This is a genomic window from Roseivivax marinus (assembly GCF_900109705.1).
Classification (GTDB): domain Bacteria; phylum Pseudomonadota; class Alphaproteobacteria; order Rhodobacterales; family Rhodobacteraceae; genus Roseivivax; species Roseivivax marinus.
This window is the reverse complement of the sequence record NZ_FOAI01000006.1, coordinates 224,941-251,416: the sequence shown is the minus strand read 5'-3', so window position 1 is coordinate 251,416 and position 26,476 is coordinate 224,941. Positions and strand designations below refer to the sequence as shown.

20 protein-coding genes are annotated in these 26,476 nt (G+C 69.3%); 12 read left to right on the top strand and 8 right to left on the bottom strand.

The window, feature by feature from the left end:
* Window positions 1–155 precede the first annotated feature (155 nt).
* A complete protein-coding gene (locus tag BMX29_RS09885; protein ID WP_092812327.1) occupies window positions 156–701 on the bottom strand; it encodes a hypothetical protein in 546 nt (181 codons plus the stop codon).
* 28 nt (window positions 702–729) lie between these two features.
* Entirely contained in the window at window positions 730–2,142 is a 1,413-nt protein-coding gene (locus tag BMX29_RS09880) for an alpha,alpha-trehalose-phosphate synthase (UDP-forming) (protein WP_092812325.1), read from the bottom strand.
* Between the two features lie 223 nt (window positions 2,143–2,365).
* Between BMX29_RS09880 and BMX29_RS09875 the strand changes: the two genes are divergently transcribed.
* Complete coding sequence (locus BMX29_RS09875) at window positions 2,366–3,097, top strand: Crp/Fnr family transcriptional regulator (protein WP_175471172.1); 732 nt, start codon at window positions 2,366–2,368, stop codon at window positions 3,095–3,097.
* Here BMX29_RS09875 and otsB read toward each other — a convergent pair.
* Window positions 3,078–3,830 (bottom strand): trehalose-phosphatase, encoded by a 753-nt coding sequence (otsB, locus tag BMX29_RS09870; protein ID WP_092812321.1) that lies wholly within the window; start codon window positions 3,828–3,830, stop codon window positions 3,078–3,080. The genes BMX29_RS09875 and otsB overlap by 20 nt on opposite strands.
* 122 nt (window positions 3,831–3,952) lie before the next feature.
* Window positions 3,953–4,765 (bottom strand): Crp/Fnr family transcriptional regulator, encoded by an 813-nt coding sequence (locus BMX29_RS09865; protein WP_175471171.1) that lies wholly within the window; start codon window positions 4,763–4,765, stop codon window positions 3,953–3,955.
* A 390-nt stretch (window positions 4,766–5,155) separates the two neighbouring features.
* Between BMX29_RS09865 and BMX29_RS09860 the strand changes: the two genes are divergently transcribed.
* Together BMX29_RS09860 and BMX29_RS09855 are read left to right on the top strand one after the other, a co-directional pair.
* Window positions 5,156–5,509: an SPW repeat domain-containing protein gene (locus BMX29_RS09860; protein WP_043844690.1), complete on the top strand. Its 354-nt coding sequence runs from the start codon at window positions 5,156–5,158 to the stop codon at window positions 5,507–5,509.
* A gap of 119 nt (window positions 5,510–5,628) precedes the next feature.
* Entirely contained in the window at window positions 5,629–6,252 is a 624-nt protein-coding gene (locus tag BMX29_RS09855) for a LuxR family transcriptional regulator (protein WP_081749748.1), read from the top strand.
* A gap of 114 nt (window positions 6,253–6,366) precedes the next feature.
* Here BMX29_RS09855 and BMX29_RS09850 read toward each other — a convergent pair whose 3' ends face one another.
* On the bottom strand, window positions 6,367–7,179 hold the full coding sequence (locus BMX29_RS09850; protein ID WP_092812317.1) for an IclR family transcriptional regulator: 813 nt from the start codon (window positions 7,177–7,179) through the stop codon (window positions 6,367–6,369).
* A gap of 129 nt (window positions 7,180–7,308) precedes the next feature.
* On the opposite strand from BMX29_RS09850, the gene BMX29_RS09845 reads away from it, so the two are divergent.
* The 9 genes from BMX29_RS09845 to BMX29_RS09805 all read left to right on the top strand — a co-directional run bounded on the left by BMX29_RS09845 (window position 7,309) and on the right by BMX29_RS09805 (window position 19,597).
* Window positions 7,309–8,874, top strand: coding sequence for a M81 family metallopeptidase (locus tag BMX29_RS09845; protein ID WP_092812315.1), 1,566 nt, complete (start codon window positions 7,309–7,311; stop codon window positions 8,872–8,874).
* 26 nt (window positions 8,875–8,900) lie between these two features.
* On the top strand, window positions 8,901–10,511 hold the full coding sequence (locus BMX29_RS09840; RefSeq protein WP_092812313.1) for an ABC transporter substrate-binding protein: 1,611 nt from the start codon (window positions 8,901–8,903) through the stop codon (window positions 10,509–10,511).
* A gap of 94 nt (window positions 10,512–10,605) precedes the next feature.
* Window positions 10,606–11,547, top strand: a complete 942-nt coding sequence (locus tag BMX29_RS09835; RefSeq protein ID WP_092812311.1) for an ABC transporter permease — start codon at window positions 10,606–10,608, stop codon at window positions 11,545–11,547.
* Between the two features lies 1 nt (window position 11,548).
* Window positions 11,549–12,436 (top strand): ABC transporter permease, encoded by an 888-nt coding sequence (locus BMX29_RS09830; protein WP_092812309.1) that lies wholly within the window; start codon window positions 11,549–11,551, stop codon window positions 12,434–12,436.
* A gap of 3 nt (window positions 12,437–12,439) precedes the next feature.
* Window positions 12,440–14,125: an ABC transporter ATP-binding protein gene (locus tag BMX29_RS09825; RefSeq protein ID WP_092812307.1), complete on the top strand. Its 1,686-nt coding sequence runs from the start codon at window positions 12,440–12,442 to the stop codon at window positions 14,123–14,125.
* A complete protein-coding gene (locus BMX29_RS09820) occupies window positions 14,122–15,291 on the top strand; it encodes a M20 aminoacylase family protein (protein WP_092812305.1) in 1,170 nt (389 codons plus the stop codon). The genes BMX29_RS09825 and BMX29_RS09820 overlap by 4 nt, the downstream gene beginning before the upstream one ends.
* Before the next feature lie 99 nt (window positions 15,292–15,390).
* A complete protein-coding gene (locus tag BMX29_RS09815; protein WP_092812303.1) occupies window positions 15,391–16,530 on the top strand; it encodes a M20/M25/M40 family metallo-hydrolase in 1,140 nt (379 codons plus the stop codon).
* A complete protein-coding gene (locus BMX29_RS09810) occupies window positions 16,530–18,098 on the top strand; it encodes a gamma-glutamyltransferase (RefSeq protein ID WP_092812301.1) in 1,569 nt (522 codons plus the stop codon). Before BMX29_RS09815 ends, BMX29_RS09810 begins: the two co-directional genes overlap by 1 nt.
* Entirely contained in the window at window positions 18,095–19,597 is a 1,503-nt protein-coding gene (locus BMX29_RS09805; protein WP_092812299.1) for an amidase, read from the top strand. Before BMX29_RS09810 ends, BMX29_RS09805 begins: the two co-directional genes overlap by 4 nt.
* 39 nt (window positions 19,598–19,636) lie before the next feature.
* On the opposite strand, the gene BMX29_RS09800 is transcribed toward BMX29_RS09805, so the two are convergent.
* The 3 genes from BMX29_RS09800 to BMX29_RS09790 form a co-directional block, all read right to left on the bottom strand.
* A complete protein-coding gene (locus tag BMX29_RS09800; RefSeq protein WP_092812297.1) occupies window positions 19,637–22,219 on the bottom strand; it encodes an HWE histidine kinase domain-containing protein in 2,583 nt (860 codons plus the stop codon).
* Window positions 22,216–22,818, bottom strand: coding sequence for a heme oxygenase-like domain-containing protein (locus BMX29_RS09795; protein ID WP_139196975.1), 603 nt, complete (start codon window positions 22,816–22,818; stop codon window positions 22,216–22,218). The genes BMX29_RS09800 and BMX29_RS09795 overlap by 4 nt, the downstream gene beginning before the upstream one ends.
* A 140-nt stretch (window positions 22,819–22,958) precedes the next feature.
* On the bottom strand, window positions 22,959–26,042 hold the full coding sequence (locus tag BMX29_RS09790; protein ID WP_092812293.1) for a valine--tRNA ligase: 3,084 nt from the start codon (window positions 26,040–26,042) through the stop codon (window positions 22,959–22,961).
* Window positions 26,043–26,476: the final 434 nt, after the last annotated feature.

The following is a 26,476-nucleotide window of genomic DNA, read 5'->3' as shown; positions in this document are numbered from 1 at the left end:
GGTAGCCGGGGCTGACCTTGAACTGCGTTTCAGCGTCCTGGTGGGGCGTCGCTGCACGTCAGCGACGACCCTTCCGCACCCCAGAGAAACTGCGTTACGCCGCGCCTCTACGGGTCACGTGCGAGACCCCCGTTCCTCGCAACCGACCCGCGGGGCTAGGCGCCTGCAAAGACGATTCCGGACCCGCCATGCGCCGCCGTTCCTCCGGCGGGCGCGGTGATCGCGTCCGGCACGTGGGACACCTGCAGGTCGAACATCGCGGCAGCCATATCGGCGATCTGGCCGGTGGCTTGATGCTCGACGTCCGCATCGCTCCCCGGCATCAGGATCAGGCGATAGGCGCCGATCGCCTGGGCGACGGCCCCGACCTGGCGCGCGAGCATTGTGAACGTGTTGGCCTGTCCGGCCCAGCCGGTCGGGCGGCGCAGAGCGGTGATCTCTCCGGGGCGTCCGCCGAGTTCTGCGAAGGCCATTTCCGTGGCACCTGCGCGCAGGCACGGCGCGCCGAAACTGCTGACATTGCCGGCTTCGCGCATGCAGATCACGTGCGCGCCGGGCCCGGCGAAGGCGCGCCGGAGAAGCGCGCGACACTCCGGCGACAGTGCGTCGGAGCACGGTAGGAGGATGACGACGGGTGCGTCGATCAGGGACGCGATCCCGTCGCCGGGCCTCGAAGGGATGTCTTTCAGTGTGTCGGGCATTGGGTCCTCCTCCCGCAGCATGGTCACGTCAGTCGGCAAGCGTCAGGGTCTCCGATTTCGGCGTGGCGCGCAGCGACAGCGTCGGCGGACAGGTGGCGAGGCAGGCAAGAACGCTCTGCGCCCACCGTGTCACGTTGGTGTCGCGCACCACGCGCAGGCTGTGCGCGTGGCGGCGCCGGCGTTCCTCGATGGGCATCGTAAGCGCGGTTTCGATCGCCGCGGCCATCTCGTCGATGTCGTAGGGGTTCACCAGAAGCGCCTCGGTCATGTCCTCGGCCGCGCCGGCGAACCGCGACAGGATCAGGACCCCGGGATCCTCCGGGTCCTGCGCGGCGACGTATTCCTTGGCGACGAGGTTCATCCCGTCCGCCAGCGAGGTCACGAGGCAGGCCCGGGCACCACGATAGAGCCGAGCCAGCGTGCTCCGCTCAACGCCGCGATGGATGTAGCGGATCGGTGTCCAGTCGAGTTCGGAATGCGCGCCGTTCAGGCGTCCGGATATCTCTTCCAGCTCGGTGCGGATGGCACGGTAGGCAGCGACGCGCTCGCGCGTGGGCGGGGCGATCTGCAACAGGCTCGCGCGCGGGGCGTCGCTGCCCGCGCGGCCGTCAAGGAACGCGCCGAAGGCGCGGAAGCGGTTCGGCAGGCCCTTGGAATAGTCCAGCCGGTCGACTCCGATCACGAGGTCTGCGCCGGTATCCACGCCCAGCTCGGCCTCCGGACCCGGCGCACGCGCCGCGTCGGCGAAGCTGTCCGCGTCGATGCCGATGGGGAAGGACCGCACGCTTACCGTGCGGTCGTGGAACTTCACGGTGCCGTCGGTCATGAACTCCGCTCGCGGATCGGCGCGGAACATCTCGAGGCAGGCCGCGGTGTCGCGGCGCGTTTGCAGGCCGACGAGGTCGAAGGCCGAAAGCCACGCCGCGAAGTCCCCCGGCGTCGGCAACGTCGACAGCGCCGAAAGCGGTGGAAACGGGATGTGCAGGAAGAAACCGATCCGCGCGGTCACACCCAGCCGGCGCAGTTCGGCCGCCAGCGGCAGGAAGTGGTAGTCGTGGATCCAGACCATGTCGTCGGGTCCGGTCCGTGGAGCGAGAAGCCGCGCGACGCGCGCGTTCACGCCGAGGTAGGCGGCCTCGTAGGCGCGCGAGATCTCCACGAGATCGACCCGCCCGTGACAGAGCGGCCAGAGCACCGAGTTGGCGAAGCCCAGGTAATAGTTTTCGTAATCGTCCTCGGAGAGATGGAAGGCCAGCCGATCGTAGTCGCCAGAAGCGATCTCGGTCAGGCTCTCGGGATCACCTGCGTCCTGGTCGGGGTGCGCGCCGACCCAGACCCCGCCGCTGCGTGTCAGCGCATCGTGCAGCGCGACGACGAGACCGCCGGACGACGGCGCGCCGGTCGGAATGCGGTTGGAGACGACGACGAGATTTCCGGACATGTGGATTGGCCTTTCGTGACGGGTCCGGCGGTGCGCGGAGCCGGGTCTCGGCCCCGACGCACCGTCACACGCAAAACCTGAATCCAGAATGCGGAGTTCCCGTCACGGGCGGGGGATTGCGAAAGAGCAACCGGGAACGTGCCGGTGGTGCGGCGCGTTCCCGCCCATGCAAGGCGGTGCGTCATTCCCGGCGCCCTGCAGGTCCCTCCAGAACCGAAGATCCATGAACACGAAGACATCCGAACTGCTTTCCCTCGTACTCGGCCGGCGCGATACGCTGGATGCCGAGGAGGTGGCGGCGCTGGGCCGTCTGTCGGTCGAGACCCGCACCTACGCGCATGGCGAGACCATCATTCCCGCCGGACCCACGCCGGACGAAAGCTGCCTCGTGGTGGGCGGCATGGCGCTGCGGGTCCAGCCGACGCGGTCGGAGCGCGGGGTGGTGTCGGCAGTGCACATTCCCGGCGATTTCGTCGACCTGCACGCGTTGGTGCTGGAATATCTCGACCACTCGGTCGTGGCACAGGGCGAATGCAAGGTGCAGCTCGTGAACATGGAGCAGCTGCGCCAGATCACCCGCGACTTCCCGCACCTGACGCGGCTGCTGTGGATGCTCACCCTGATTGACGCCAAGATCCACCGCGCCTGGCTCGCCGCCGGCGCGACGCTGCGGGCGAACGAGCGGATCGCGCATTTCCTCTGCGAACTCTACGCGCGCTACGACACGATCGGCCTGGTGAACGGTGGCAGTTTCGCCATGCCGCTCGAGCAGAAGGACCTCGAGCGGCTGTTCGGTCTGTCCAAGGCCCATGCCAACCGCGCCGTTCAGGAACTGCGGGCGCGCGGCCTGATCGACTGGACCCGCGGCAAGGTGACGGTGCACGATCTCGACGGGCTGGAGACGCTGGGCGCGTTCGACCCGACCTATCTGGAAATCACTCAGGCGGGGCGGTGAGGTCCGACCCGGCCACCGCGTCCAGCCACTCGGCCAGTGCGGCGACCGAAGCCAGCCTGTAGTGCGCGCACGTGTCGCCCGCGCCGATCTTGATGCCGAACCCGCCACGCTCCTGCGCCGCGGCGAAGCCGTCCTCGTCGGTGACGTCGTCGCCGATCATCACCGGGCGGCGCCCGGAGAAGGGCGCGGCGTCGAGGAAGCCCCGGATCGCGGCACCCTTGCCGGCGGCCGCCAAGACCACCTCTGCCACCATGTTGCCGTGGAGCGCCTTGAGATCGTCACCGCGTTCGGCTTCCTGTCCGACCGCGTCACGCACGATGTCCTCGAGATGGGGCATCCCGCGAAAGTGGACGGTCAGCGCGCCGGGCTTGCGCTCGAGCACGAGGTTATGCCGCGCGGCAAGCGCCCTCAGCCGCGCCTCGGCGGGTTCGAGGGCGGGCGCCATGCCGCTGCGCGCCACTGGCGGATCGCCGGGATGCCAGACCTCGTGCCCGTGCGAGCCCGAGAGCGGCAACTCCAGCCCGCGCAGGTGGGGCACGAGATCGACCAGCGCGCGCCCGGTCACCACGGCGACCGCGCGGTCCGTGCGGGCCTGAAGCGCGCGGATCGCGTCGCGGGTGTCGTCGGGCATGTGCACGCCGCCGGGATCATCGACAATCGGCGCGAGCGTGCCGTCGAAATCGAGAAAAAAGGCGTGCTGGCGGGGGGCGGGAAGGGGAGGTGTCTGGGTCATGCTCCGTCGGGCTCGGTGCCGGCGGTGGGCCGGTGTGGCCGTCAGGGTAGTGCCGCATGCGGCGCTGCCGAGAGATTTTCGCCGACGCTCGGAATAACCGTTTGCGGCGAGGCGCTTGCGCGTCAGGCCGAGGGCGCACCTGGCGCCACCCGCGACGGGTAGACCCGCCGAGGGGGCTGGGCGGGACGCCCGCTCGTCGCATCGCGGTCGAATGGCGAAGTCGCCTCGGAGTCGAAGCCGGCGAAGGCTTCGAGCTGCCCGAGGTCGAGGACCTTGAATCGGTCGGGCCCGACAGGCACGAGGATGCCGTCTCGCGAGAGCCGCGACAGCGTCCGGCTGATGGTCTCGACCGACGTGCCGGCGAGCGCGGCCCAGTCCAGGCGCGGGACCCTCAAGCGCAGAACCGGCGTGCCGCCGCCGTTGGCTTCGACGTCGCAGATCGCCGCCAGCGCCGAGATCACCCGCTCCGAGCTTGTCTGCGCGCCCCGCCTCCAGATCATGTTGCGGGCCTCCGCGCATTCCCGGACGAGGGCGGAGGTCAGGCGCCGCCGGAACGGGCCGTCCCGCGCCACGAGCGCCGCGGTCGCGCGTCCGTCGATGTTGCACAGTCGCACGGGTGTTGCCGCCTCCACCGCGAAGGGGGCCCCTGTGCCGGGCATCCGGGTCACGAGGTCGCCGGGCCCCGCCACGCCGAGGAGAGTCCGGCGGCCGTCGGGCAGGACCTTCTCCTTGCGCAGGTATCCTTCGAGCACGACGCAGGCGAAGCCCGCGCCGTCGCCCTCGCCGAGCAGTCTCTCGTCGCGGTGCAGGCGCCGGATGCGGTGAGCGGCGGCTGCCGGCGGCAGCGCGTCGCTCTCCCACGGGCACCCGGCTTCGGCGCAGACGCGGCAGGTGCCGCACTCCGCATCAGCTTTGGTCAGTGCCGAACAGGTCATCGTGTTCCCCTCAAGCGATCCCCGCGCGCGACGTGACGCCGTCGCATCGACTGTCGCGCGAAGTCGCGGCGCGCCGTCCTCCGCCGGCGGCCGCGCTCCGGTCCCCGGAGCGGTCCGTCTCCGCCCCGGGCGCTTCCCGGCTCGACCGAACAGTCGGGCCGGCCGCAGCGGTCTTCGGCTGCCGGCATCGCACTGGCTCTGGGGTTCAGTGCAATGCCGGCGTCCTGGTCGTTCCCCACCGAAGTCCATGGGAGAGAGTCGACCACGCGCGCACGGCCAGCGCATTGATATCGCGCAAGAGCGGCGCGGACCTTGGCGGATTGATCCCGATCAATGGCAGGGCGGGGAGAACCTGCCACCATCCCGACGAACTCACCTTGGAGGATCGGAATGGAACGGATGCACTGGCAGGATGCGCTGAGCCTATTGATCGGGCTCTGGCTGATGGTCGCTCTGTGGCTGCTCGACCCCGCGGGCGATCCCGATGCGCTGGAACGCGCGCGATGGACCTTCGGGCTTGTCGGGCTCGCGGCGCTGTTCGTGACGCTTTCGGCGCTTTTCGCCTTCGAGATCTGGAACGAGTGGCTCGGGATCGCGCTGGGCGTCGTTCTTCTCGGGTCGCCGTGGGCCTTGGGCTACGGCGAGGTGGGCGTGGCGACCGGGCAGGCGGTGTTTTTTGGAGGGGCGCTGATCGTGCTGGGGCTCTGGTGCGCGATGACGGCCCGGCGCGAGGCGGGGCGCTGAGGTCCGACGCACGGACCTCAGCTGACCGAACTTGCGCGTAGGCCGTTCCCTGCGGCTGTGGTAGAACATGAGGTATCTTGCCGACCAGTCATTGTTGATAGCCATTTTCGTGAAGTCTCATGGTACGGATGCACGCCATCTGCGAGCCCATGGAATTCTATGCCCTGACCCGATTGTTCGAGGCGGACGGATTCCGGATCGAACACCTGGATCGGGACGATCCCGGCACCGACGGGGATATGGCCCTCGCGACCTCCGCCGTCGTCTACCTCGCGCTCAGCTCTCTTGACGAGCTGCCGTCCCTGATCGCGCGTCTCGAGCGGGCGGCTCCGGAGGTGCCGGTTGTCTTCGCGCCGCACGCGGGCTGCGATGCCGATGCGCTCTGGCGGCGGGTCAGGGCTCCGGGTCGCAGCGTGCTGCGCGCAGAGGCCGGCGAGGTCGAAATCCGCTGCGCCGTGCTCCTCGCGCGGGAGGGCTACAGCGTGGCACCGAGGGTGTCCGTGGTGCCGTCGCGGCCCGTCGCGCCGACCCCCGCGAAACACCTGAAGGAGGCCCGCCTGACCGTTCGCGAGCTCGAGATCGCGGAGGCCGTTCGGATCGGCCTGTCCAACAAGGAAATCGCCCAGCACCTCGGCATCTCGCCGCACACGGTGAACGTCCACGTGGGATCGATCCTGCGCAAGCTCGGGGCTCGCAACCGGACCCAGATCGCGCTTCAGGCCAGCGGGGAACACTCGGGGTGAGCCGGGCCCCGTGCCCGCGCTGGGACATGTTGGCGGCGGCCGCAGAGCCCGGCACGGCGACGGACGCTCATCGGTCGGCGCACGAGACCGCGCCCGACCGGCCCGGCCGCTCGCCTAGAGGCTGCCGATGATCGCCCGCGCGGCCTCGGTCGCCACGGGGCCCACGTGGTTGACGAAATCGTCGGGCGTCCATTCCGACAGCGAACCGGCCACGTGGATAGCGCCGAGCGGCACGTTGTCGCCGCGGTGCACTGCCACGGCGACCGCCACCTCTCCCTGCACGAACTCGTCCACCACCACCGCGAAGCCGTCGGCGCGCGCCTTGGCGACATGCGCGAGGATCGCGTCGGTATCGGTCTCGGTGCGCGGGGTGTAGGCGTGGCGCGGCGTCCGCTCGATGATGGCGCGGGCGGCGTCCTCGTGCAGGACCGACAGCGCCGCACGGCCCCCGGCGGTGCAATAGGTGGGCACCGAGTGACCCACCAGCGTCGCGTAGAAGGTTTCGCGCTTGCTCTGCATCCGGAGCGCGTAGATCAGTCGGGTTTCGTCCCACAGGCTGAAATCGACCCGCTCGCGGACGGTCTTGCGCAGTTCCAGCAGCACCGGGGTCGCCTTCTGAACCACAGGGTCGAGCCGCAACACGTCGAGCGTGTGGTCGAGCAGGCGAATCCCCGGAAGGTATCCGCGCCCGTCGGGACCGCGCCGGAGGTAGCCCAGTTTCATCAGCGTGTGCACGATTCGCTGGGCGGCAGAGCGGTCGATCTGCGCCCGCGTCGCGATCTCGGACAGGCTGAGAGGCCCGCCCGCCTGATGAAAGGCGCCGAGGACCTGCATGGCCCGCCCGGCGGCGCGGACGAAAAGCCCGTCGCCTTCGTCTGCCTGAAAATCGGTCACCGTGGTCGGCTCGGCGCGCAGGATGCTCGGCATCGCGGTCACCCCCTGTTGACGTTTATGGATTTGCGCTTCTACGATCACTCAACAATACAGCTATATCGGCTGTCGATACAAAAACGACGTTCCGTCACGGTACGAACAGAAAACGACAGGGAATTCATCATGCGGGTCGCATTGGCCGGCTTCGTGCACGAAACCAACACGTTCGCGCCCGCGCCGGCAGATATGGTCGCATTCGAGGCGGGCGGGGGATACATCCCCCTCAGCCGTGGCGACGAGATCGCCGCCCGCGGCACCGGCGTGAATCTGGGCATTTCGGGCGCACTGGCAGTCGCGGAAGCGCGGGGCTGGGACGGCGTGCCGATCCTCTGGGCCGGCGCGATTCCCTCGGCGCCGGTGACGCGCGACGCCTTCGAGGCCATCGCGGACGAGATCGTCTCGGGCCTGCGCGCGGCCGGGCCGCTCGATGGCGTGCTTCTGGACCTGCACGGAGCCATGGTCGCGGACCATCTCGACGACGGCGAGGCCGAGATCGCCGAGCGCGTGCGCGCGGCGGTCGGGCCGGATGTGCCGGTGGTGGCCGCGCTCGACCTGCACGGGAACATCTCCGAGCGATTCGCCCGCACCGTGGACGGGGTCTTCGGCTTCCGGACCTATCCGCACGTGGACATGGCCGAGACCGGGCGCCGCGCCGCCGACCTTCTGGCGCATCTGATGGCGACCGGTGCGCGGCCCGGCTGTGCGGTGCGGCGCATGGATTACCTTGTGCCCATCGCGGCGCAGAGCACCGATACCCAGCCGGGCCGCGACCTTTACGCCGGGCTCGCGGATGTCGAGCGCGAGGTCCCAGGCGTCCGGGCGGCGTCGCTCTTCATGGGGTTCCCCGCCGCCGACATCCCGGACTGCGGGCCGACCGCCATCGTCTACGCCGACACGCAGGAGGCGGCGGATGCCGGCGCGGACCGCATCGCGGGCGCCTATGCCGACGCCGAAAGCCGGTTCGACATCGCGACCTACGAGGCCGCCGACGCGGTGGCCGAGGCGGCCCGTCGCGCCGCGGGTGCCTCCGGCCCGGTCGTGCTCGCCGATACGCAGGACAACCCGGGCGCCGGCGGCGTCTCGGCGACCACCGGTCTTCTGCGCGCGCTGGTGGCCGCGGATGCCCGGAACGCCGCCATCGGACTGATCGTCGATCCGGCCTCGGCGCGTCAGGCGCACGAGGTAGGGCAGGGCGCGACGGCGACCTTCCGCCTCGGCGCCCATCCCGATTTCACCGCGGACAGCCCGTTCGAGGTCGAGGCCGTGGTCGAGGCGCTTTCGGACGGCCGACTCACCGCGTCGGGGCCGTTCTACGGCGGCACGAAGCTCGATCTCGGGCCGTCGGCGTGCCTGCGCATCGGCGGCGTGCGCGTCGCCGTGTCCAGCCGCATCGCCCAGACCGCCGACCGCGAGATGTTCCGTTTCGTGGGCATCGTCCCCGAGGATGCTTCGATCCTCGCGGTGAAGAGCTCCACCCATTTCCGGGCCGACTTCACGCCGATCGCGTCTGACATCCTGATCGCGATCGCCCCCGGCCCGATGCCCTACGACCCCGGCGACCTGCCGTTCACCCGGCTGCGCGCGGGGCTTCGCCTGTCTCCGAACGGTCCGGCCTTCGGAGATGCCCGTGCCGACGACGCACGCTCAGGCCGCGGCGGATCATCCGCCGCCGCGTCCCAATACCACTGAAGACGTCATCCAACAGGGAGACATCCATGAAGACCCTACGACACACCCTGCCCGGAAAGGGCACGCTCGCCGCGGCGCTGATGGCCACGGGCGCGATGCTCGCGCCGGTCGCTGCCCCGGCGCAGGAAGACGAGGTCACGCTGACCGCGGTGATGCACTCGGGCCTGCGCGTGCTCGACCCGGTCATCACGACCGCGCACATCACCCGCAACCACGGCTACATGGTCTACGACGTGCTGACCGCCGTGGACGAGAACTTCGAGCCGCAGCCGCAGATGGCCGACTGGGAAGTCTCCGAGGACGGGCTGACCTACACCTTCACCCTGCGTGACGGCCTGATGTTCCACGACGGTGCGCCGGTGACCGGTGCCGATGTCGTCGCCTCGCTCGAGCGCTGGGGCGAGCGCGACTCTGGCGGTCAGCTGATCTTCGACGTGACCGAGAGCCTCGAGGCCACCGACGACAGCACCGTCGTCTGGACGCTGACCGAGCCCTTCGCGCCGCTGATGGACGTGATCTCGAAGCAGTCGGCCGTGCCGCCCTTCATCATGCCCGCGCGCGTGGCGGAGACCTCGGCGGACGAGACCATCACCGAGTATGTCGGCTCCGGCCCGTTCGTCTTCAACGAGGACGAGTACGAGCCCGGCGTGTCGGTGACCTACGAGAAGTTCGACGATTACGTCCCGCGCGAGGAAGAGCCCTCGTGGATGGCGGGTGGCAAGGTCGTCAACGTTGACCGCGTGGTCTGGACGACCATGCCCGACAACCTTACCGCCATGAACGCGCTGGCCGCGGGCGAGATCGACTACCTCGAGCAGGTGCAGATCGACCTGATGCCGATCCTCGAAAGCGCGCCGGGCGCGGTCGTCGAGATGCGTGACCCGCTGGGCTACGTGACCATCGGCCGACCGAACTTCCTGCACCCGCCGTTCGACAACAAGCAGATCCGCCAGGCCGCGCTCGCCGCGCTGGGCCAGGAGGAGATGCTGGCGACGATGCAGGGTGACCCCGAGTACTACAACGTCTGCGGCGCGATCTTCGGCTGCGCGACGCCCCTCGGCGACGAGGCGGGCGCCGACATCGTGACCGGCGGTCCGGACCCGGAGCGTTCCAAGGAGCTGCTCGAGGAAGCCGGCTATGACGGCACGCCCATCGTGCTCATGGCGCCGACCGACGTGGTCAGCCTCGTGAACCAGCCGGTGGTGGCCGCGCAGGCGCTCCGCGAGGGGGGCTTCGAGGTCGAGCTGCAGTCGATGGACTGGCAGTCGGTCGTGCAGCGCCGCGCCCAGCAGGCGCCGATCGGCGAAGGCGGCTGGAACCTCTTCTTCACCAACTGGATGGTGCCCGAGGTGTCCGACCCGCTCATCAACGTGATGGTCAACGGCCGCGGCGACGATGCCTGGTTCGGCTGGCCGGAGGACACGGAGATCGAGCAGATGCGCTCGGAATTCGTGGCCGCCGAGACGCCGGAAGAGCAGAAGGAGATCGCCGTCCGGATCCAGGAGCACGTCATGGACAACGTGAACTACATCATGATGGGCGAATACCTGATCCCGCAGGCCCGCCGCGAGGCCGTGCAGAACATGATCCAGTCGCCGGTCCCGGTGTTCTGGAACCTGACCAAGGAAGCGGAGTGATCCGTCTCCGGGCGCGCGGGGAACCGCGCGCCCGCCCCCTTGTCCCGCACGCGCCGCACGCCTCCACTCATCCCATGCCCAAGGAAGCACGCCCATGTTCGGCTACATCCTGAAGCGGCTTCTCGCCACGATCCCGGTCCTTCTGATCGTCGCGATCTTCGTCTTCCTCCTGCTGCGGCTGACGCCCGGCGACCCGGCCGCGATCCTGGCCGGCGACGCCGCCACGCCCGCGCAGCTCGAGCGCATCCGCGACCGCCTCGGTCTGAACGATCCGCTCTACATCCAGTTCTTCACCTGGTTCGGCCAGATGCTGAAGGGCGACCTCGGCACATCGCTGATCTCGAACACCGATGTCGTCTCGATGGTCGCCGACCGTCTCGGCCCCACCATCAACATCGCGGTGATGACCATCGTCATCTCGGTTCTTCTGGCCGTGCCGATGGGCGTGATCGCCGCTTGGCGCCACCGCACCTGGGTCGATTTCCTGGTGATGTCGTTCTCGGTGCTGGGCTTCTCGGTTCCGGTCTTCGTGATCGGCTACATCCTGATCCAGATCTTCGCGATCGAGCTGCGCTGGGTGCCGGTGCAGGGCTATGCCTCGCCCTCGGACGGGGTCGGCGCCTTCTTCAGCCGTGCGATCCTGCCATCGCTGACGCTGGCCACGATCTACGTCGCGCTGATCGCCCGGATGACCCGCGCGTCCATGCTGGAGGTGCTGGGCGAGGACTACGTGCGCACTGCCCGCGCCAAAGGCGTGCGCGAGAACGTCGTCCTTTTCCGGCACGCGCTGCGCAACGCGGCGGTTCCGATCCTGACGATCATCGGCACGGGCTTCGCGCTGCTGATCTCGGGCGTGGTGGTCACCGAGAGCGTGTTCAACATTCCCGGCATCGGCCGCCTGACCGTCGATGCGATCCTCGCGCGCGACTATCCGGTGATCCAGGCGATGATCCTGCTGACCGCAGGCATCTACGTGCTGGTGAACCTGCTCGTCGACATCTCCTATTCCTTCTTCGACCCGAGGATCCGTTACTGACATGACCGAGATCCCCACATCCCGCCACAGCGCCTTCCAGGTGCTCACCGGCCTGTTCTCGCTGCCCGCGGGCGCACGGATCGGCGCAGGGCCCATGATCGCCGCGGTGGTCCTCGTCCTGATCGTGCTCGCCTCGATCCTGGCGCCTCTCTACGTGCCCTACGATCCGCTCGCCATGAACGCGATGGCGCGGCTGAGGCCGCCGTCGGACGAGTTCCTGCTGGGCACCGACCCCTATGGCCGCGATATCTTCAGCCGGGTGATGACCGGCGGCCGGGTGTCGCTGCTGATCGGCATCGGCGCGGCCGTCGTGTCGGTCGCCGTGGGCCTCATCATCGGCCTCGTCGCCGGCTTCTTCCGTGCCGCGGACGGCATCATCATGCGGATCATGGACAGCCTGATGGCGATCCCCGCGATCCTTCTGGCCATCGCGCTGGTCGCGCTGAACGGCCCGTCGCTGGGGTCGGTCATCATCGCGATCACCATCCCCGAGGTGCCGCGCGTGGTGCGGCTGGTGCGCTCGGTGGTGCTGTCGGCCCGCGAAGAGCCCTACGTCGAGGCCGCCATCGCGCTGGGCTCGTCGATGCCCAAGATCCTGATCCAGCACCTGATGCCGAACACGCTCGCGCCGCTGATCGTGCAGGGCACCTACATCTGCGCGTCGGCGATCCTGATCGAGGCGATCCTGTCGTTCCTCGGCGCCGGCGTCTCGACCGAGATCCCGACCTGGGGGAACATCATGGCCGAGGGGCGCAGCTACTTCCAGCTCAAGCCGGGGCTGATCTTCTGGCCGGGCCTGCTGCTGTCGCTGTGCATCCTGTGCATCAACCTTCTGGGCGACACCGCGCGCGATCTGCTCGATCCGCGCATGAAGAAGCGGGAGGGCTGAGCGATGGAGTTCAAGTCCAAGGATTTCACCGACAAGCAGCGCGTGCTGAAGATCCGGCGCCTCAAGGTCGGCCTGACCGGCCGTCCCGCCGCGCAGCCGGTCCTGAACGAGATCGACCTCGACATCCGCGCGGGCGAGACGCACTGCCTCGTCGGAGAAAGCGGCTCGGGCAAGTCCGTGACGTCGCTGGCGACCATGGGCCTCCTGCCCAAGGACGCGCTCGAGGTGCAGGGCGGGCTGATCGATCTCGAAGGCTTCGAGATCACCAACGCCACGCCGAACCAGATGCGCGAGCTTCGGGCCCGGCGGATCGCGATGATCTTCCAGGAGCCGATGACCGCGCTGAACCCGGTGCTGCGGGTGGGCGAGCAGATCGAGGAGGTGCTGAACATGCACACCGATCTGTCCCAGTCCGAGGCCAAGAAGCGCACGCTCGACATCATGGAGCAGGTGCACCTGCCGGACGTCGAACGCGTCTACTCGGCCTTCCCGCACCAACTCTCGGGCGGGCAGCGCCAGCGGATCATGATCGCCATGGCTCTGGTGCTGGACCCGGACCTGCTGATCGCGGACGAGCCGACCACCGCGCTCGACGTGACGACGCAGCTGCAGATTCTCAAGCTCATCGCCGAGATGCAGGAGCGGCACGGCACCGCGGTGCTGTTCATCACCCATGACATGGGGGTGGTGGCCGAGATCGCGGATACGGTCAGCGTCATGCAGAAGGGCCGCATCGTCGAACGCGCGCCGATCCGCGAGCTGCTGACCAACCCGCAGGAGGACTACACTCGCAAGCTGCTGGAGGCGGTGCCGAACCTCGCTCCGCGTCCGCCCCGCAGCGAGGCCGCCGCCGAGGACGTGCTGACCGTCGACCGGCTCGACAAGACCTATGGCGGCGGCGGCTGGTTCAGGAAGTCCGAGGGTGTCCACGCCGCGCAGGACGTGACCTTCACCATCGCCGCGGGCCGGACGCTCGGCATCGTGGGCGAAAGCGGCTCCGGCAAGTCCACCGTCGCGCGCTGCATCATGCGCCTGATCGACCCCACGGGCGGCGAGGTGCGCGTGGCCGGAACCGAGATCTCGCAGCTGTCGCGGCGCCAGTTGCAGCCGCATCGCAAGCATCTGCAGATCGTCTTCCAGGATCCGTATCGCTCGCTCAACCCGCGCTGGACCGTGGCGCGCTCGCTCTGCGAGGGGCCGATCAACTTCGGCACCTCGAAGGACGAGGCGATGACCCGCGCCGCCGAGCTGATGGAGCTGGTGGACCTGCCGCGCGACGCGCTGGACCGCTACCCCCACCAGTTCTCGGGCGGGCAGCGCCAGCGCATCGCCATCGCGCGCGCCGTGGCCATGCAGCCCGATCTGCTGGTCGCCGACGAGGCGGTCTCGGCCCTCGACGTCAGCGTTCAGGCGCAGGTGCTCGAGCTTCTGGAGGACGTCCAGAAGCGGTTCGGCATCGCGATGCTGTTCATCACCCACGACCTGCGCGTCGCGGCGCAGATCTGCGACGAGGTCGTGGTCATGCAGAAGGGCCAGGTGGTCGAGCAGGGGCCCGCGGGCGCCGTGCTCTCGGACCCCCGCCACCCCTATACGCGCAGCCTGATCGAGGCCGCGCCGGGCCGGCACTGGGACTTCGCCAACTTCCGCGCGCTCTCGGGCGCGCCCACCGCACAAGGAGCCACCGCATGAGCGTCATCCCCAAGATCGAGGCGTTCGCCGAAGACCTGACCGCGATCCGGCAGGACTTCCACGCCCACCCCGAGCTGGGCTTCGAGGAAACCCGCACCTCGGGCATCGTCGCGGAAAAGCTGCGCGCCTACGGCGTCGATGAGGTCCACGAGGGCATCGGCGGCACCGGCGTCGTCGGCATCATCAAGGGCAGCGGCGGCGGCAACCGTCGCGTCGGCCTGCGCGCCGACATGGACGCGCTGCCGATCGAGGAGGCTTCGGGCGTGCCCTACGCCTCGACCAACCCGGGCCGGATGCACGCCTGCGGCCATGACGGCCACACCACCATGCTGCTCGGCGCCGCACGCTACCTCGCCGAGACGCGCGACTTCGACGGCACCGCCGTGCTGATCTTCCAGCCCGCCGAGGAAGGCCTCGGCGGCGCGCGCCGGATGATCGCCGAGGGTCTTTTCGAGAAGTTCCCCTGCGACGAGATCTACGGGATGCACAACGATCCGAACTCCGAGCCGGGCATCGTCACCGTGACACCGGGACCGGGCATGGCCGGAGCGTGCTTCTTCGACATCACCGTGAAGGGCACCGGCAGCCACGCCGCCATGCCGCACCAGTCGAAGGACCCCATCGTCATCGGCACGGCGCTTGTCCAGCAACTGCAGAGCGTGGTCAGCCGCAACACCCCGCCCACGAAGCCGATCGTGCTGTCGGTGACGACGTTCAACGCGGGCTCGGCCTACAACGTCGTGCCGGGCAGCGCGACGATCACCGGCACCGTGCGCTACTTCCACGACGACGTGATCGAGATGGCCTCCGAGCGCATCCGCGAGCTGTGCGCCGGCCTGTCGCAGGCATATGGCGTCGAGATCGACGTGGACATCCGCAATGTCTTCGACGTGCTGATGAACGACCCCGACCTGTCCGAGGCCTACGTCGCCGCAGCCACCGACGTGGTGGGGCAGAGCGCCTCGCTCACCGATGACCAGATGACCGGGTCCGAGGATTTCGCCGACATGCTCAAGGTCGTGCCGGGCGCGTATTGCCGGGTCGGGCACGCGGGGTCGATCCCGCTGCACAATCCGGCCTTCGTGCTGGACGACGCGATCCTGCCGGTGGGGGCCTCGGTTTACGCGCGGATCGTCGAGACCCGGCTGCCGGTTTCCGGAGGCTGAGAGGGCGCGCGCGACGCCCCCACCTTCTTCTCGTTCACAAATACTCGAATATCCCGGCCGGTCGCGTTCCGCGCGCCGCCGGGCACAGGAGCCCCGACCATGACGAACCCCCTCGATCTGCCCTTCGACGCCGACGAGATGCTCGCGGGGCTCTGCCCCTGGATCGAGACCGAGAGCCCGACCTTCGATCCGGTGGCCGTCAACCGCATGATGGACCTCGTGCAGCACGAGCTGGCCGCGCTTGGCGCGATCACCGAGCGCATCCCCGGCCGGATGGGCTGCGGCGACAGCGTACGCGCGACCATGCCGCACCCGAAGATGGGGCAGGGCGGCATCCTCCTGTTGGGCCACATGGACACCGTGCACCCGGTCGGCACGCTGTCGAAGCTGCCGTTCAAACGGGACGGCAACATCTGCTACGGCCCCGGCCTGATGGACATGAAGGGCGGCAACTACGTCTACCTCGATGCGCTGCGCAAGCTCATGGCCGCGGGTGTCGAGACGCCGCTGCCGGTGACCGTGCTGTTCACGCCCGACGAGGAGATCGGCACCCCCTCGACCCGCGAGCTGATCGAAACCGAGGCCAAGCGTCACGATTACATCCTCGTGCCCGAGCCCGCGCGCCCCGACGGCGGCGCGGTGATCGGCCGTTACGCCATCGCGCGCTTCGACCTGCAGACCAGGGGCAAGCCCAGCCATGCCGGCTGGCAGCTGGCCGAGGGACGGTCGGCCATCGCCAGGATGGCCAAGGCGGTGGGCCAGATCGAGGGCATGACCACCGACGACTGCACGTTCTCGCTGGGCGTTTTCCACGCGGGCCAGTGGGTCAACTGCGTCTCGTCGGTCTGCGATGCCGAGGTCCTGAGCATGGCCAAGACGCAGGAGCTTCTGGACGAGGGCGTGTCCAGGATGATGGCGCTGAACGACGACAGCGGCGACGTCATCATGGAAGTGCGCCGCGGCGTGACCCGCCCGGTGTGGGAGCCGGACCAGCCCGGCACCATGGCGATGCTGTCGCTGGCGCAGGACATTGCCGGAGAGCTGGGGATCGAGATCACCGGCGCCTCGGCGGGCGGCGGATCGGACGGCAACTTCACCGGCGCGCTCGGGATTCCGACGCTCGATTCCATCGGCGTGCGGGGCAAGGACCTGCACACCCTCAACGAGCACATCTTCGTCGACAGCCTCGTCGAGCGGGCCAAGCTCGCCGCCGCGCTCTACTGCAGGCTGGGCGCCTGATGTCAGAGGCCCTGTCCCGCACGATGGAGGTCCGCAAGCACGTGGTGCGGACGAAGGGCGGCGTGGTCGCGTCGCAGCACCGGCTGGCCGCCGAGGCCGGCGCCGAGGTGTTGCGGGCGGGCGGCGACGCGGTGGACGCGGCCGCGGCCTGCGGTTTCGTCTGCGGCGTGCTGGAGCCGTGGATGTCCGGACCCGCCGGCGGCGGCGCGGCGATGCACTGGCGCGCCGACACCGGCGAGGCGCACGCGCTGAACTTCGGGATGCGCGCGCCCGCTGATCTTTCGCTCGCGGACTTCCCGCTCTCCGGCGCAGGCGTGGCGGGCGATCTCTTCCCGTGGGACCGGGTCGTCGAGGACCGCAATGTCGTCGGCGCCAAGGCGGTCGCCGTGCCGGCGATGGTGGACGGGCTGGAGGCGCCGCACACGCGCTGGGGCCGGCTGCCGTGGCGCGATCTGCTGCAACCGGCCATCGAGCACGCCCGCCGGGGCATGGTCGTGGACTGGTATGCCGCACTCATCATCGCGACCGCGACCCGCGATCTCGCCCGCGACTCCGACGCCGCGGCGATGTTCCTGTCCGACGGCCAGTGGCCGCGACCCTTCGCATGGACCGCGCTGGCCGAAGACAGGCTCGACCAGTCGCGCATGGCCGACAGCCTCGACATCATCGCCCGGGACGGGGCGTCGGCGATGCACGGCGGCGATCTGGGTGCGGCGATGGCGGCGGACGTGCGTGCCAAGGGCGGCTATCTCAGCGATGCCGACCTTGCCGGCAACCGCGCGACGTTCCACGCCCCTCTCTCCGTGCCCTACCGCGACGCGCTTTTCCACGTGATGCCGGGCCTGACCGCGGGTCCGACCTTCGCCGCGGCCTTGGCGCATCTCGAGACCGAAACGCTCGACAGCGCAGATACCGCGCATCCCGCCTGGGCGCGGGCCCTGTTCTCGGCCTATCGCGACCGCCTGGCGGGCATGGGCCACGATGGCGAGGTGCCGGTCGCGCCCGGCTCGACCACGCATTTTTCGGTCGTGGATCGCGACGGCAACATGGTCGCGCATACCCAGACACTGCTGTCGCTGTTCGGGTCGCGCATTGTCTCGCCGTCGACCGGGTTCCTGATGAACAACGGCATCATGTGGTTCGACCCGGCGCAGGGACGGCCGAACTCGCTGACGCCCGGCGCGGACTGCCTGATGAACGTCTGCCCGGCGCTTGGGCAGGCGAGCGGGCGTCGCGTGGCGCTCGGCGCCTCGGGCGGGCGCAAGATCGTCTCGGCGGTCGCGCAGCTTGCGTCGATGGTGGCCGACTTCGGCATGGACCTGGAGAGCGCCTTCGCGCACCCGCGCATCGATGTTTCGGGCGGCACCGGCATCGTCGCCGACGCCCGCCTCTCGCCCGAGGTGCAGGCCGCGCTGGCCGAGGTCGCCCCGGTGACGGCCGCACGCCGCGCGATGCTGCCCTATCCATACGCGTGCCCCGCGGCGGTCATGGACGACGGCGCCACGCGTTCGGGAATGACGGAAACCATGACCGCGTGGGGCGACGCGGTGGCGGAGGACGCGACATGACCACCAAGACCGATCCCGCCGACCTGGGCGCCGTGGAGGCGCGCGCGCTGATCGGGCGCCGTGCGCTGTCGTCCGAGGAACTGGCGCGCGCCTGCATCGCGCGGGTCGAGGCGGTGGACCACGCGGTCAATGCGCTCGTGGCACGCGATTTCGACAGGGTGATCGAAGGCGCCCGCGCCGCCGATGCCGCGCAGGCAAGGGGCGAGCCTCTCGGGCCGCTGCACGGCCTGCCCGTGGCGATCAAGGACATGAACGACGTGGCGGGCCTTCCGACCACCTTCGGCTCGGAGATCTTCGCGAAGAACGTGCCCACGCGTGACGACCGGCTGGTGGCTGGCCTGCGCGCGGCGGGCGCGCTGCCTCTGGGCAAGACCAACAATCCCGAATGGAGCGCGGGCGCCAACACGCGCAACCGCGTTTACGGCGTGACCGCGAACCCCCACGACGTCACCCGCAACTGCGGCGGCTCGTCGGGCGGTTCCGCGGTGGCACTGGCCTGCGGCTACGCGCCGCTCGCATCCGGCTCGGACCTCGGCGGCTCGCTCCGCACGCCCGCGGCCTATTGCGGGGTGGTCGGATTCCGCCCGAGCGCGGGCGTGGTGCCGGGCCCCGCGCGGGCGACCGCTCTCCTGCCGCAGCCGACCTCGGGACCGATGGCGCGCAGCGTGGCGGATGCCGCGCTGATGCTGTCGGTCATGGCTGCGCCGGATGGCGACGATCCCTTTACCCCGGTCCTGGACGGCCGCACGCCGTGGGAGCCGGGCGACTTTGCCGTCCTGCAACCGCGCGATCTGTCGGCCCTGCGCGTGGCCACGACCGAGGATTTCGGCTTCGCCCCGGTGGAACGCGCCACCCGCGAGGCGTTCCGCGCGGGCGTCTCGGTTCTGGCCCCGGCCTTCGGCGTGCTCGAAGAGCGCACGCCCGATTGCCGTGGCGCCGATCGCATCTTCTCGGTGCTGCGGGCGACCATGTTCCTGGCCACCCACGCCAAGTTCGTCGACGAGACGCCCGAACTGGTCGGGCCCAACGTCACCGATAACGTGATCGAGGGCCGTGGCTACAGCGCCGCGGACGTAGCAGAGGCGCTGGTTCTGCAAGGCGAGTATCATCGCCGCTGGCGCGCGTTCTTCGAGACCTGCGACGTGCTGATCGCGCCGGCGGTCTCGGTCACCCCGCGCGACTGGCACGAGTTCTGGCCGCGGCGGATCGACGATATCGAGACCGAAAGCTATTACCACTGGCTCGCCATGGCCTACGCCGCGACGATCCCGGGCCACCCTGCGATCACGGTGCCCTGCGGACGCGACGCGAACGGAATGCCGTTTGGCCTCCAGATCATCGGTAAGCGCCACGGCGACGCGGAACTGCACTCGGTGGCGGCGGGGATCGAGGCTCTGATCGCGGCGCAGCCCGATCTCGCCCCGCGTGCCCCTGATATCGACGCCCTCAGCGCGGCGCCCGCCCTGAGCGGCGCCGAGGGGTTCCTCGACATTGGCTGAGGGGCAGGGGCCGGGCGCGATGCCGCCCGGCCCCCCAGATCAGCGGGTCAGGCCCAGTTCCACCAGCGCACGGCCCAGCGTCTCGTTCGAGAACGGTTTCTGGACGATCAGGCACGGCGGGTAGAGGTCGCGCAGATCCTCCTTCTCGCCGTAGCCGGTGGTCAGAATGATCGGCGTGCCCCTCTCGGCCAGCGCCTCGGCGACCGCGATGGACTGCTCGCCGCCGAGGTTCACGTCGAGCACGGCCACATCGAACGACTCGCGCTCGACCTCGCGCAGTCCCTCGCGGACGTTGCCTGCGATGCGGACGTCCGAGGCGCCGAAGTCGCGCATGATGTCGGCGGCGTCCATCGCGATGATCATCGCGTCCTCGACCACCAGCACCGATCCGTCGATCTTGGGTTCGGCGCTGTCGGCCCCGCTCGGCACGCGCTGAAGATGCACGACGTTCTCGGGTTCCGACAGGTAGCGCGGCGGGACGCGGAAACGGGCTGTCAGGCCGGTCACGCGGTAGTCGACATCGGCCTCGCCGTTCAGCTCGAACGGGATCGATCGCTCGATGATCGCGCTGCCGAAGCCGCGACGCTTTGGCGACTGCACCGCCGGTCCGCCGGTCTCGGTCCAGTCGATCTGCACCGCGCCTGCCGCATCGCGCGACAGCTGGATCGCCACGCGGCCCTCGGCGACGCTGAGCGCGCCGTACTTGACCGAGTTCGTGACCATCTCGTGCAACACCAGCGCCATGGCGCTGTAGGCCTCGGGCACCATGAGCACATCGGCACCGGTCAGCTTGGCACGCTGGACGTCCTGCACGTAGGCCGCGACCTCGAGCCGGATCAGCTCGTTCAGCGAGGCCGGCGCCCAGTCGCGGCGGGTCAGCTGGTCATGTGCACGGGCCAGAGCCTGGATGCGCGCGTCGAGGCTCGAGGCGAACCGGTCGAGGGTCGTGTCCTCGCGCCGCGACTGCGAAATCAGGCCGCGCATGAGGTTGAGGATGTTGCGGACGCGGTGGTTCAGCTCCGCGATCAGCAGTTCCTGCCGCTCCTGCGACCGCTTGCGCTCGGAGTGAGCGGTGTCGGTGATCCGCAGAAAGACCTCGAGCAGGAGGCCGCGCAGCATTTCACCGGCGCGGACCTGTTCGTCGGTCCACGGCTCGGACTGGCCGCGCACCACCTGCTGCCATGCCTCGAAGCTCTTGCGCGGGGTGAGGCGGACGCCGTTCGGTCCCGGCGTCACCGCCTTCGCGGGCTCGCCCGCCCAGGTCACCGTGCGGCTCTGTTCGCGGCGGCACAGCACGAGGTAGTCGCGCGGCGAGCGCGAGATCGGGATGGCCAGCAGGCCGGAACAGCGATCCTCGTAGGCCTCGGCCGGGCCGTGTTCGCGCGACAGCGCGTCGGTGGTGAAGACCCGGCTCGAGGCAGCGGTGTTGAGGAACCGCGCCAGAGGGATCATCTCGTCCTCGGTGGGCGCATTGCCGCTGCGGGTGATCTCGCCGTCGCTCATCAGCACGAGGCCGTCATGCGGGATCACGCGTCCGATCGCCTCGGACACCGACATCAGGCTGTCCGACAGGTCACGCCCGTCCGCGAGGCGGCGCATCAACTGGGCCTGAAGGTCGCGCACGCGGCGTTCGGTTTCGGTGCGGTGCTGCTCCTGGAGACGGGTCAGCTCGTACGAGAAGAGATGCGCGAAGAGCTCGATCGCGGTCCGCTTCTCGAACGGCACGTGACGCGGCGTGCGGTGGTGGCACGCGAAAAGGCCCCAGAGCTCGCCATCCTTGACGATCGAAACCGACATCGACGCCTTCACGCCCATGTTCCGCAGGTATTCGATGTGGATCGGAGACACCGCCCGGGTCACCGCCAGCGAAAGATCGAGCGGTTGGCCCTCGGGCGACCGGGCCGGCAGCACGGCCGCGCCGGGATCGTCCACGTCCGCGATCAGGCGCAGCAGCGAGCGGGTGTAGAGCGCGCGTGCCTGCGCGGGAATGTCCGACGCCGGAAAGCGCAGGCCCATGTAGCTTGGCGACCGGCCGATCCGGCTCTCGGCAATGACCTCGCCCGACTTGTTGCGCGCGAACTGGTAGACCATCACCGAATCGAAGCCGCCGAGCGCCTGGACCGCGCGGGCCCCTTCCTGCGCCGCGGCTTCGATGGTCCGGGCCTCGCGCACCCGCTGGATCAGGGGGTAGGTCTCGGCGAGCGCGTCGCCGTCAGCGCCGCCGCCCGCGGGCTCGAACTCGATCACGAGGTGTCGGCCGGACTGGTGCACCGATACGTCGAAGGTGCGATCATACAGGCCGAAGCCGAAGATACGGGTGGACTCGGTGCCCTGCTCGAGTGCGCGCAGGCGCTGGCGCACCATGCGCAGCGCCTCGTCGGGCAGGATCTCGGTGAGCGGCCGTCCGATCGGGTCGGCGGCTTCCGCGACGCCGAGCATATCGGCGAGGTTGGTGGAGGCGTGCTGGACGATCCAGTCGTGCGACACCGCGATCAGCGCGCCGTAGCTTTGCACCCGACCCAGAAGGTGGATCGGTTCACGGTCGCAGTTTCCAAGGTCGACGATCTGGTCGCTGTCGGGCTGGGAGGGCGTCGGGGCCCCCGCGGCGGGCGTTTCGCTCATGGTCTCCGATCTTTTGTCTGGGACCGAACGCGCGCCGCCGCCGCGCGATGCAGGTCGAAGCCCCGGCGGGCATCGCTCACGATGCGGTCCGCGCGGGGGGCGTCGGGGTCGATGCCGTCGAGCCGGGCACAGAAGGCGCGCCACGTTCCCTTGGGCATCGAAATCGTAAAGCTGCGGGGCAGGGCAATCCCTGCCGCCCGCGTTCTGCGGGACAGCACCTCGGTGCCGAGGCGCGAGCCCAGCACCAGGTAGCCGACCGCCAGCGTGTCGAGCGGCTCTGGGCACGGCAGATCGGGCAGAGGGGCTTGCCCATGGGACCTGCAATCGTGTTCGAGCGCGTCGACCAGCCGGTCGAGAATGTCGGCCTCTTCGTCCACCGGCCGGCCATCGCGGGCCGCCGACAATGCGCGCATCGCAAGGCGGCTGGCGGCGAGGAAATCCGGCAGGGCCGCGGCCGGATCGGCCTCGATCGCCACGAAGTCACGCTCCGTCGCCTCGTGTGCGCCGCATGTCTCGGCGGCCAGACGCGCGCGGAAACCCTGCGGCCGAACATCGGCCGCGTCGGGGCGCACATCGGTGCCGGCACGCATGTCCAGCAAGGTTGACCTCCGTCCTGTCAATCATCCGCTACATAGAAGGACGGAAGTTCACATGCAAACGGCAGTGCGCCAACGATAGCCATGTTCCTGCAAAGGCGCCCCCGACAAACACGTCGCGGGCGCCCGACGGAGCTGGAGTGTCAGCCGAGTTCGCGCAGACGGTCGAGCGCGGCATCGATCGCTGTCATCTCTTCCTGACGCGCAGCGAGGTTCTCCCGCGCTTCCTCGACCACCTCGTCCGGCGCGCTCTCCACGAACTTGGGGTTCTTGAGGCGCCCTTCGAGGCCTCCGATCTCCTTGGAAAGCTTGGCTTTCTGCTTTTCCAGCCGTGCGATTTCCTCGGCGGGGTCGATCAGGCCCTCGAGGGGCAGGCCGAACGTGGCCGAGCCCACGGGGATCGTGACCGTGCCCTTGGGGAACGTGTCCACTTCGTCGAGCGTCTCGATCCGGGCCGTGCGGCTGATGAGAGCGGCGTTGGCCTCCCAAGCGGCGCGGCCGGCGGCGTCGAGGCCGCTGACCAGCATCGCGACGTGCATCCCGGCCGGGACCCGCATCTGCGCGCGGGCCGAGCGGACGCCCTCGATCAGCGAGATCACCCACGACATCTCGCGGGCGGCGTCCTCGTTCACCAGCTGCGCGGGATCGTCCGCGGGCCAGTCGCCATGCACCAGCATGGTGTCGCGCTCCGCCAGCGTGCCCCAAAGCTCTTCGGTGATGAAGGGCATGAACGGGTGCAGCATGAGCAGGCACCGGTCGAGCACCCAGCGCATGGTGGCGCGGGTTTCGGACTGCACGGCGGTGTCCTCGCTGTCGAGCAGCGGTTTGGCGAATTCCACGTACCAGTCGCAGACCCGGCCCCAGACAAAGGCGTAGAGTCCGTTGGCCGCGTCGTTGAAGCGGAACTGCTCGAGCGCGGCGTCGGTCTCGGCGCGTATTTGCGCGGTCTCGCCGACGATCCACGCGTTCGCGGTCTGCGTCGGGGCGGGCGTGGCAACCCACTCGGGCACATCCGCGCCGAAGACACCGTTCATCTCGGCGAAACGGCAGGCGTTCCAGAGCTTGGTGCCAAAGTTGCGGTAGCCCGCGATCCGGTCCTTGGACAGCTTCAGGTCCCGACCCATTGCCGCCATCGCAGATAGCGTGAAGCGCACCGCGTCGGCGCCGTACTCGTCGATCAGGTCCAGCGGGTCGAGCACGTTGCCCAGCGACTTGGACATCTTCTTGCCCTTCTCGTCGCGGACGAGGGCATGGACGTAAACCGTATCGAAGGGGCGTTCGCCGACCACCGCGTATTGCATCATCATCATCCGGGCGACCCAGAAGAAGATGATGTCGAAGCCGGTGACCAGCACCGAGGTCGGGAAGTAGCGCTTCAACGCGTCGGTGTCCTCGGGCCAGCCCAGCGTGCCGATGGGCCAGAGACCGGACGAGAACCACGTGTCCAGCACGTCGGGGTCGCGGAACACCGGGACGATGGAGGGCGACTGCGGCTGCCGGATCGCGCCCTCGTCGGTGAGGTTGCCCACGAGGTCCTGCAACAGCTCGGCCGCCTCGCGCTCGTCCGCGACGAGACGCAGGTCGGTGTCCTCGCCCCAGAGGAGGCGAATCTCCTCCAGCGCCTCGGCCTCGGACGCCGCGCAGACCCGCATCCAGTCGGCACCCCCCGAGGGGTTCGGCGCGTACCAGACCGGGATCTGGTGACCCCACCAGAGCTGGCGCGAGATGCACCAGGGCTCGATGTTCTCGAGCCAGTGGAAATAGACCTTCTTGTCGCGCTCGGGCAGGATCTGGACCGTGCCGTCGCGCACCGCGTCGAGGGCGGGGCCGACGATCTTCGTGGTGTCGACGAACCACTGGTCGGTGAGCATGGGCTCGATCACCACCTTCGAGCGGTCGCCGAAGGGCTGCATGATCGGCTTCGACTCGACCAGGGGCACGAGCTGCTCGTCGCGGGGCTCGCCGCCCTCTTCCGGCGCGGCGGGCGGCTTGGTGCCGAGTCGCGGATCGGTGGGCGGGACCATGACCGCGAGGCCCTCGTCGGTGATCTGGCGGACGACCGCCTCGCGCGCCTCGAACCGGTCGAGGCCGCGCAGGTCGTCCGGCACGAGGTTCACCGCGTCGGCCTCGTTCTCCGACAGGCCGCGCTCGCCCTTGGCCACGGCCATCGCCAGTTCGGCGGCCTCGGCATAGGGCGCGCCGTCCGCCCGCATCCGCGCGGCGGTGTCCATCAGGCGATAGCACGGAATGTCGCCGCGCTTGGCAACGGCATAGTCGTTGAAGTCGTGTGCGCCGGTGATCTTGACCGCGCCCGAGCCGAAGTCCGGATCGGGATATTCGTCGGTGATGATCGGGATCTGGCGGCGATGTTCTTTCGGGCCGACCGGGATCTCGCACAGCTGCCCGACGATCGGGGCATACCGCTCGTCCGAGGGATGCACCGCGACCGCGCCGTCGCCCAGCATGGTCTCGGGGCGCGTTGTGGCGATGGAGATGTAGTCGCGCTCTTCCTCGAACAGCACGTTCCCGTCCGCGTCCTTCTCGACATAGGTGTAGGTCGCACCGTTCGCGAGCGGATATTTGAAGTGCCACATATGGCCGGGCTGCTCGACGTTCTCGACCTCGAGATCCGAGATCGCCGTCTCGAAATGCGGGTCCCAGTTCACCAGCCGCTTGCCGCGGTAGATCAGGCCCTTGTCATACATCTCCACGAAGACGCGGATCACCGCGTCGTGGAAGTTGCCCTCTTCGCCCTCGGGCGCGTTCGGGGCGCCCGACATGGTGAAGGCGTTGCGATCCCAGTCGCAGGATGCGCCCAGCCGCTTGAGCTGGGTGATGATGGTGCCGCCGGACTGCTGCTTCCACTCCCAGACCTTCTGGAGAAAAGCCTCGCGTCCCATCTCGCGGCGGGTGGCATTCGCGGAATCCTTTGCCAGCTCGCGCTCGACGACCATCTGCGTGGCGATGCCCGCGTGGTCCTGACCGGGCTGCCAGAGCGTGTCGTGCCCGCGCATCCGGTGCCAGCGCACGAGAATGTCCTGCAGCGTGTTGTTGAACGCGTGGCCCATGTGCAGCGAGCCCGTCACGTTCGGCGGCGGGATCATGATGCTGAAGCTCTCGGCCCCGTCGGTCGCGTTTGCGCCGGCGCGGAAACAGCCTGCCTCTTCCCAGGCGGCGTAAAGCCGGGCCTCGGCCTCTTTCGCGTCGAAGGTCTTGTCCATCGCCATTGTCCGGCCCCCGTCTGTCGTCTCGCCCGAAGGCGCGTGTCGGGCACCATCTAGCGAAGCGGGGCGGGAAGGAAAAGCGTCGCCGCGTCTGTCGTCTCGGGGAGGGGTCGGAGCGGTGGCGCCAAGGGAGGAGGAGGGGCGCCACCGCCCGAATGGAAGACCCGCAGGGAGGAGGAGGCGGGCCTTCGTCTCTGCCGGGCGCAGGGCCCGGCGATGTTCGGTGCGACGACGCCAGGGAGGAGGAGAGGCGCCGTCGCTGGTTCCGAGAACCCCAAGGGAGGAGGAGAGGGTCCACGGCTCGGTGCGGAGGGGGATGCATCGGGCATCCGGGTCCGCTGTGTTCGGTGCGACGACGCCAGGGAGGAGGAGAGGCGCCGTCGCTGGTTCCGAGAACCCCAAGGGAGGAGGAGAGGGTCCACGGCTCGGTGCGGAGG

Bases quoted from the DNA above. Each gene is read 5' to 3' on its own strand.
- BMX29_RS09800 (WP_092812297.1), bottom strand. From the start codon at position 22,219: ATGAGCGAAACGCCCGCCGCGGGGGCCCCGACGCCCTCCCAGCCCGAC.
- BMX29_RS09885 (WP_092812327.1), bottom strand. From the start codon at position 701: ATGCCCGACACACTGAAAGACATCCCTTCGAGGCCCGGCGACGGGATC.
- BMX29_RS09875 (WP_175471172.1), top strand. From the start codon at position 2,366: ATGAACACGAAGACATCCGAACTGCTTTCCCTCGTACTCGGCCGGCGC.
- BMX29_RS09855 (WP_081749748.1), top strand. From the start codon at position 5,629: ATGGTACGGATGCACGCCATCTGCGAGCCCATGGAATTCTATGCCCTG.
- BMX29_RS09830 (WP_092812309.1), top strand. From the start codon at position 11,549: ATGACCGAGATCCCCACATCCCGCCACAGCGCCTTCCAGGTGCTCACC.
- BMX29_RS09845 (WP_092812315.1), top strand. From the start codon at position 7,309: ATGCGGGTCGCATTGGCCGGCTTCGTGCACGAAACCAACACGTTCGCG.
- BMX29_RS09805 (WP_092812299.1), top strand. From the start codon at position 18,095: ATGACCACCAAGACCGATCCCGCCGACCTGGGCGCCGTGGAGGCGCGC.
- BMX29_RS09840 (WP_092812313.1), top strand. From the start codon at position 8,901: ATGAAGACCCTACGACACACCCTGCCCGGAAAGGGCACGCTCGCCGCG.
- BMX29_RS09790 (WP_092812293.1), bottom strand. From the start codon at position 26,042: ATGGCGATGGACAAGACCTTCGACGCGAAAGAGGCCGAGGCCCGGCTT.
- BMX29_RS09880 (WP_092812325.1), bottom strand. From the start codon at position 2,142: ATGTCCGGAAATCTCGTCGTCGTCTCCAACCGCATTCCGACCGGCGCG.
- BMX29_RS09835 (WP_092812311.1), top strand. From the start codon at position 10,606: ATGTTCGGCTACATCCTGAAGCGGCTTCTCGCCACGATCCCGGTCCTT.
- BMX29_RS09810 (WP_092812301.1), top strand. From the start codon at position 16,530: ATGTCAGAGGCCCTGTCCCGCACGATGGAGGTCCGCAAGCACGTGGTG.
- BMX29_RS09860 (WP_043844690.1), top strand. From the start codon at position 5,156: ATGGAACGGATGCACTGGCAGGATGCGCTGAGCCTATTGATCGGGCTC.
- BMX29_RS09825 (WP_092812307.1), top strand. From the start codon at position 12,440: ATGGAGTTCAAGTCCAAGGATTTCACCGACAAGCAGCGCGTGCTGAAG.
- BMX29_RS09865 (WP_175471171.1), bottom strand. From the start codon at position 4,765: ATGACCTGTTCGGCACTGACCAAAGCTGATGCGGAGTGCGGCACCTGC.
- BMX29_RS09815 (WP_092812303.1), top strand. From the start codon at position 15,391: ATGACGAACCCCCTCGATCTGCCCTTCGACGCCGACGAGATGCTCGCG.
- otsB (WP_092812321.1), bottom strand. From the start codon at position 3,830: ATGACCCAGACACCTCCCCTTCCCGCCCCCCGCCAGCACGCCTTTTTT.
- BMX29_RS09850 (WP_092812317.1), bottom strand. From the start codon at position 7,179: ATGCCGAGCATCCTGCGCGCCGAGCCGACCACGGTGACCGATTTTCAG.
- BMX29_RS09820 (WP_092812305.1), top strand. From the start codon at position 14,122: ATGAGCGTCATCCCCAAGATCGAGGCGTTCGCCGAAGACCTGACCGCG.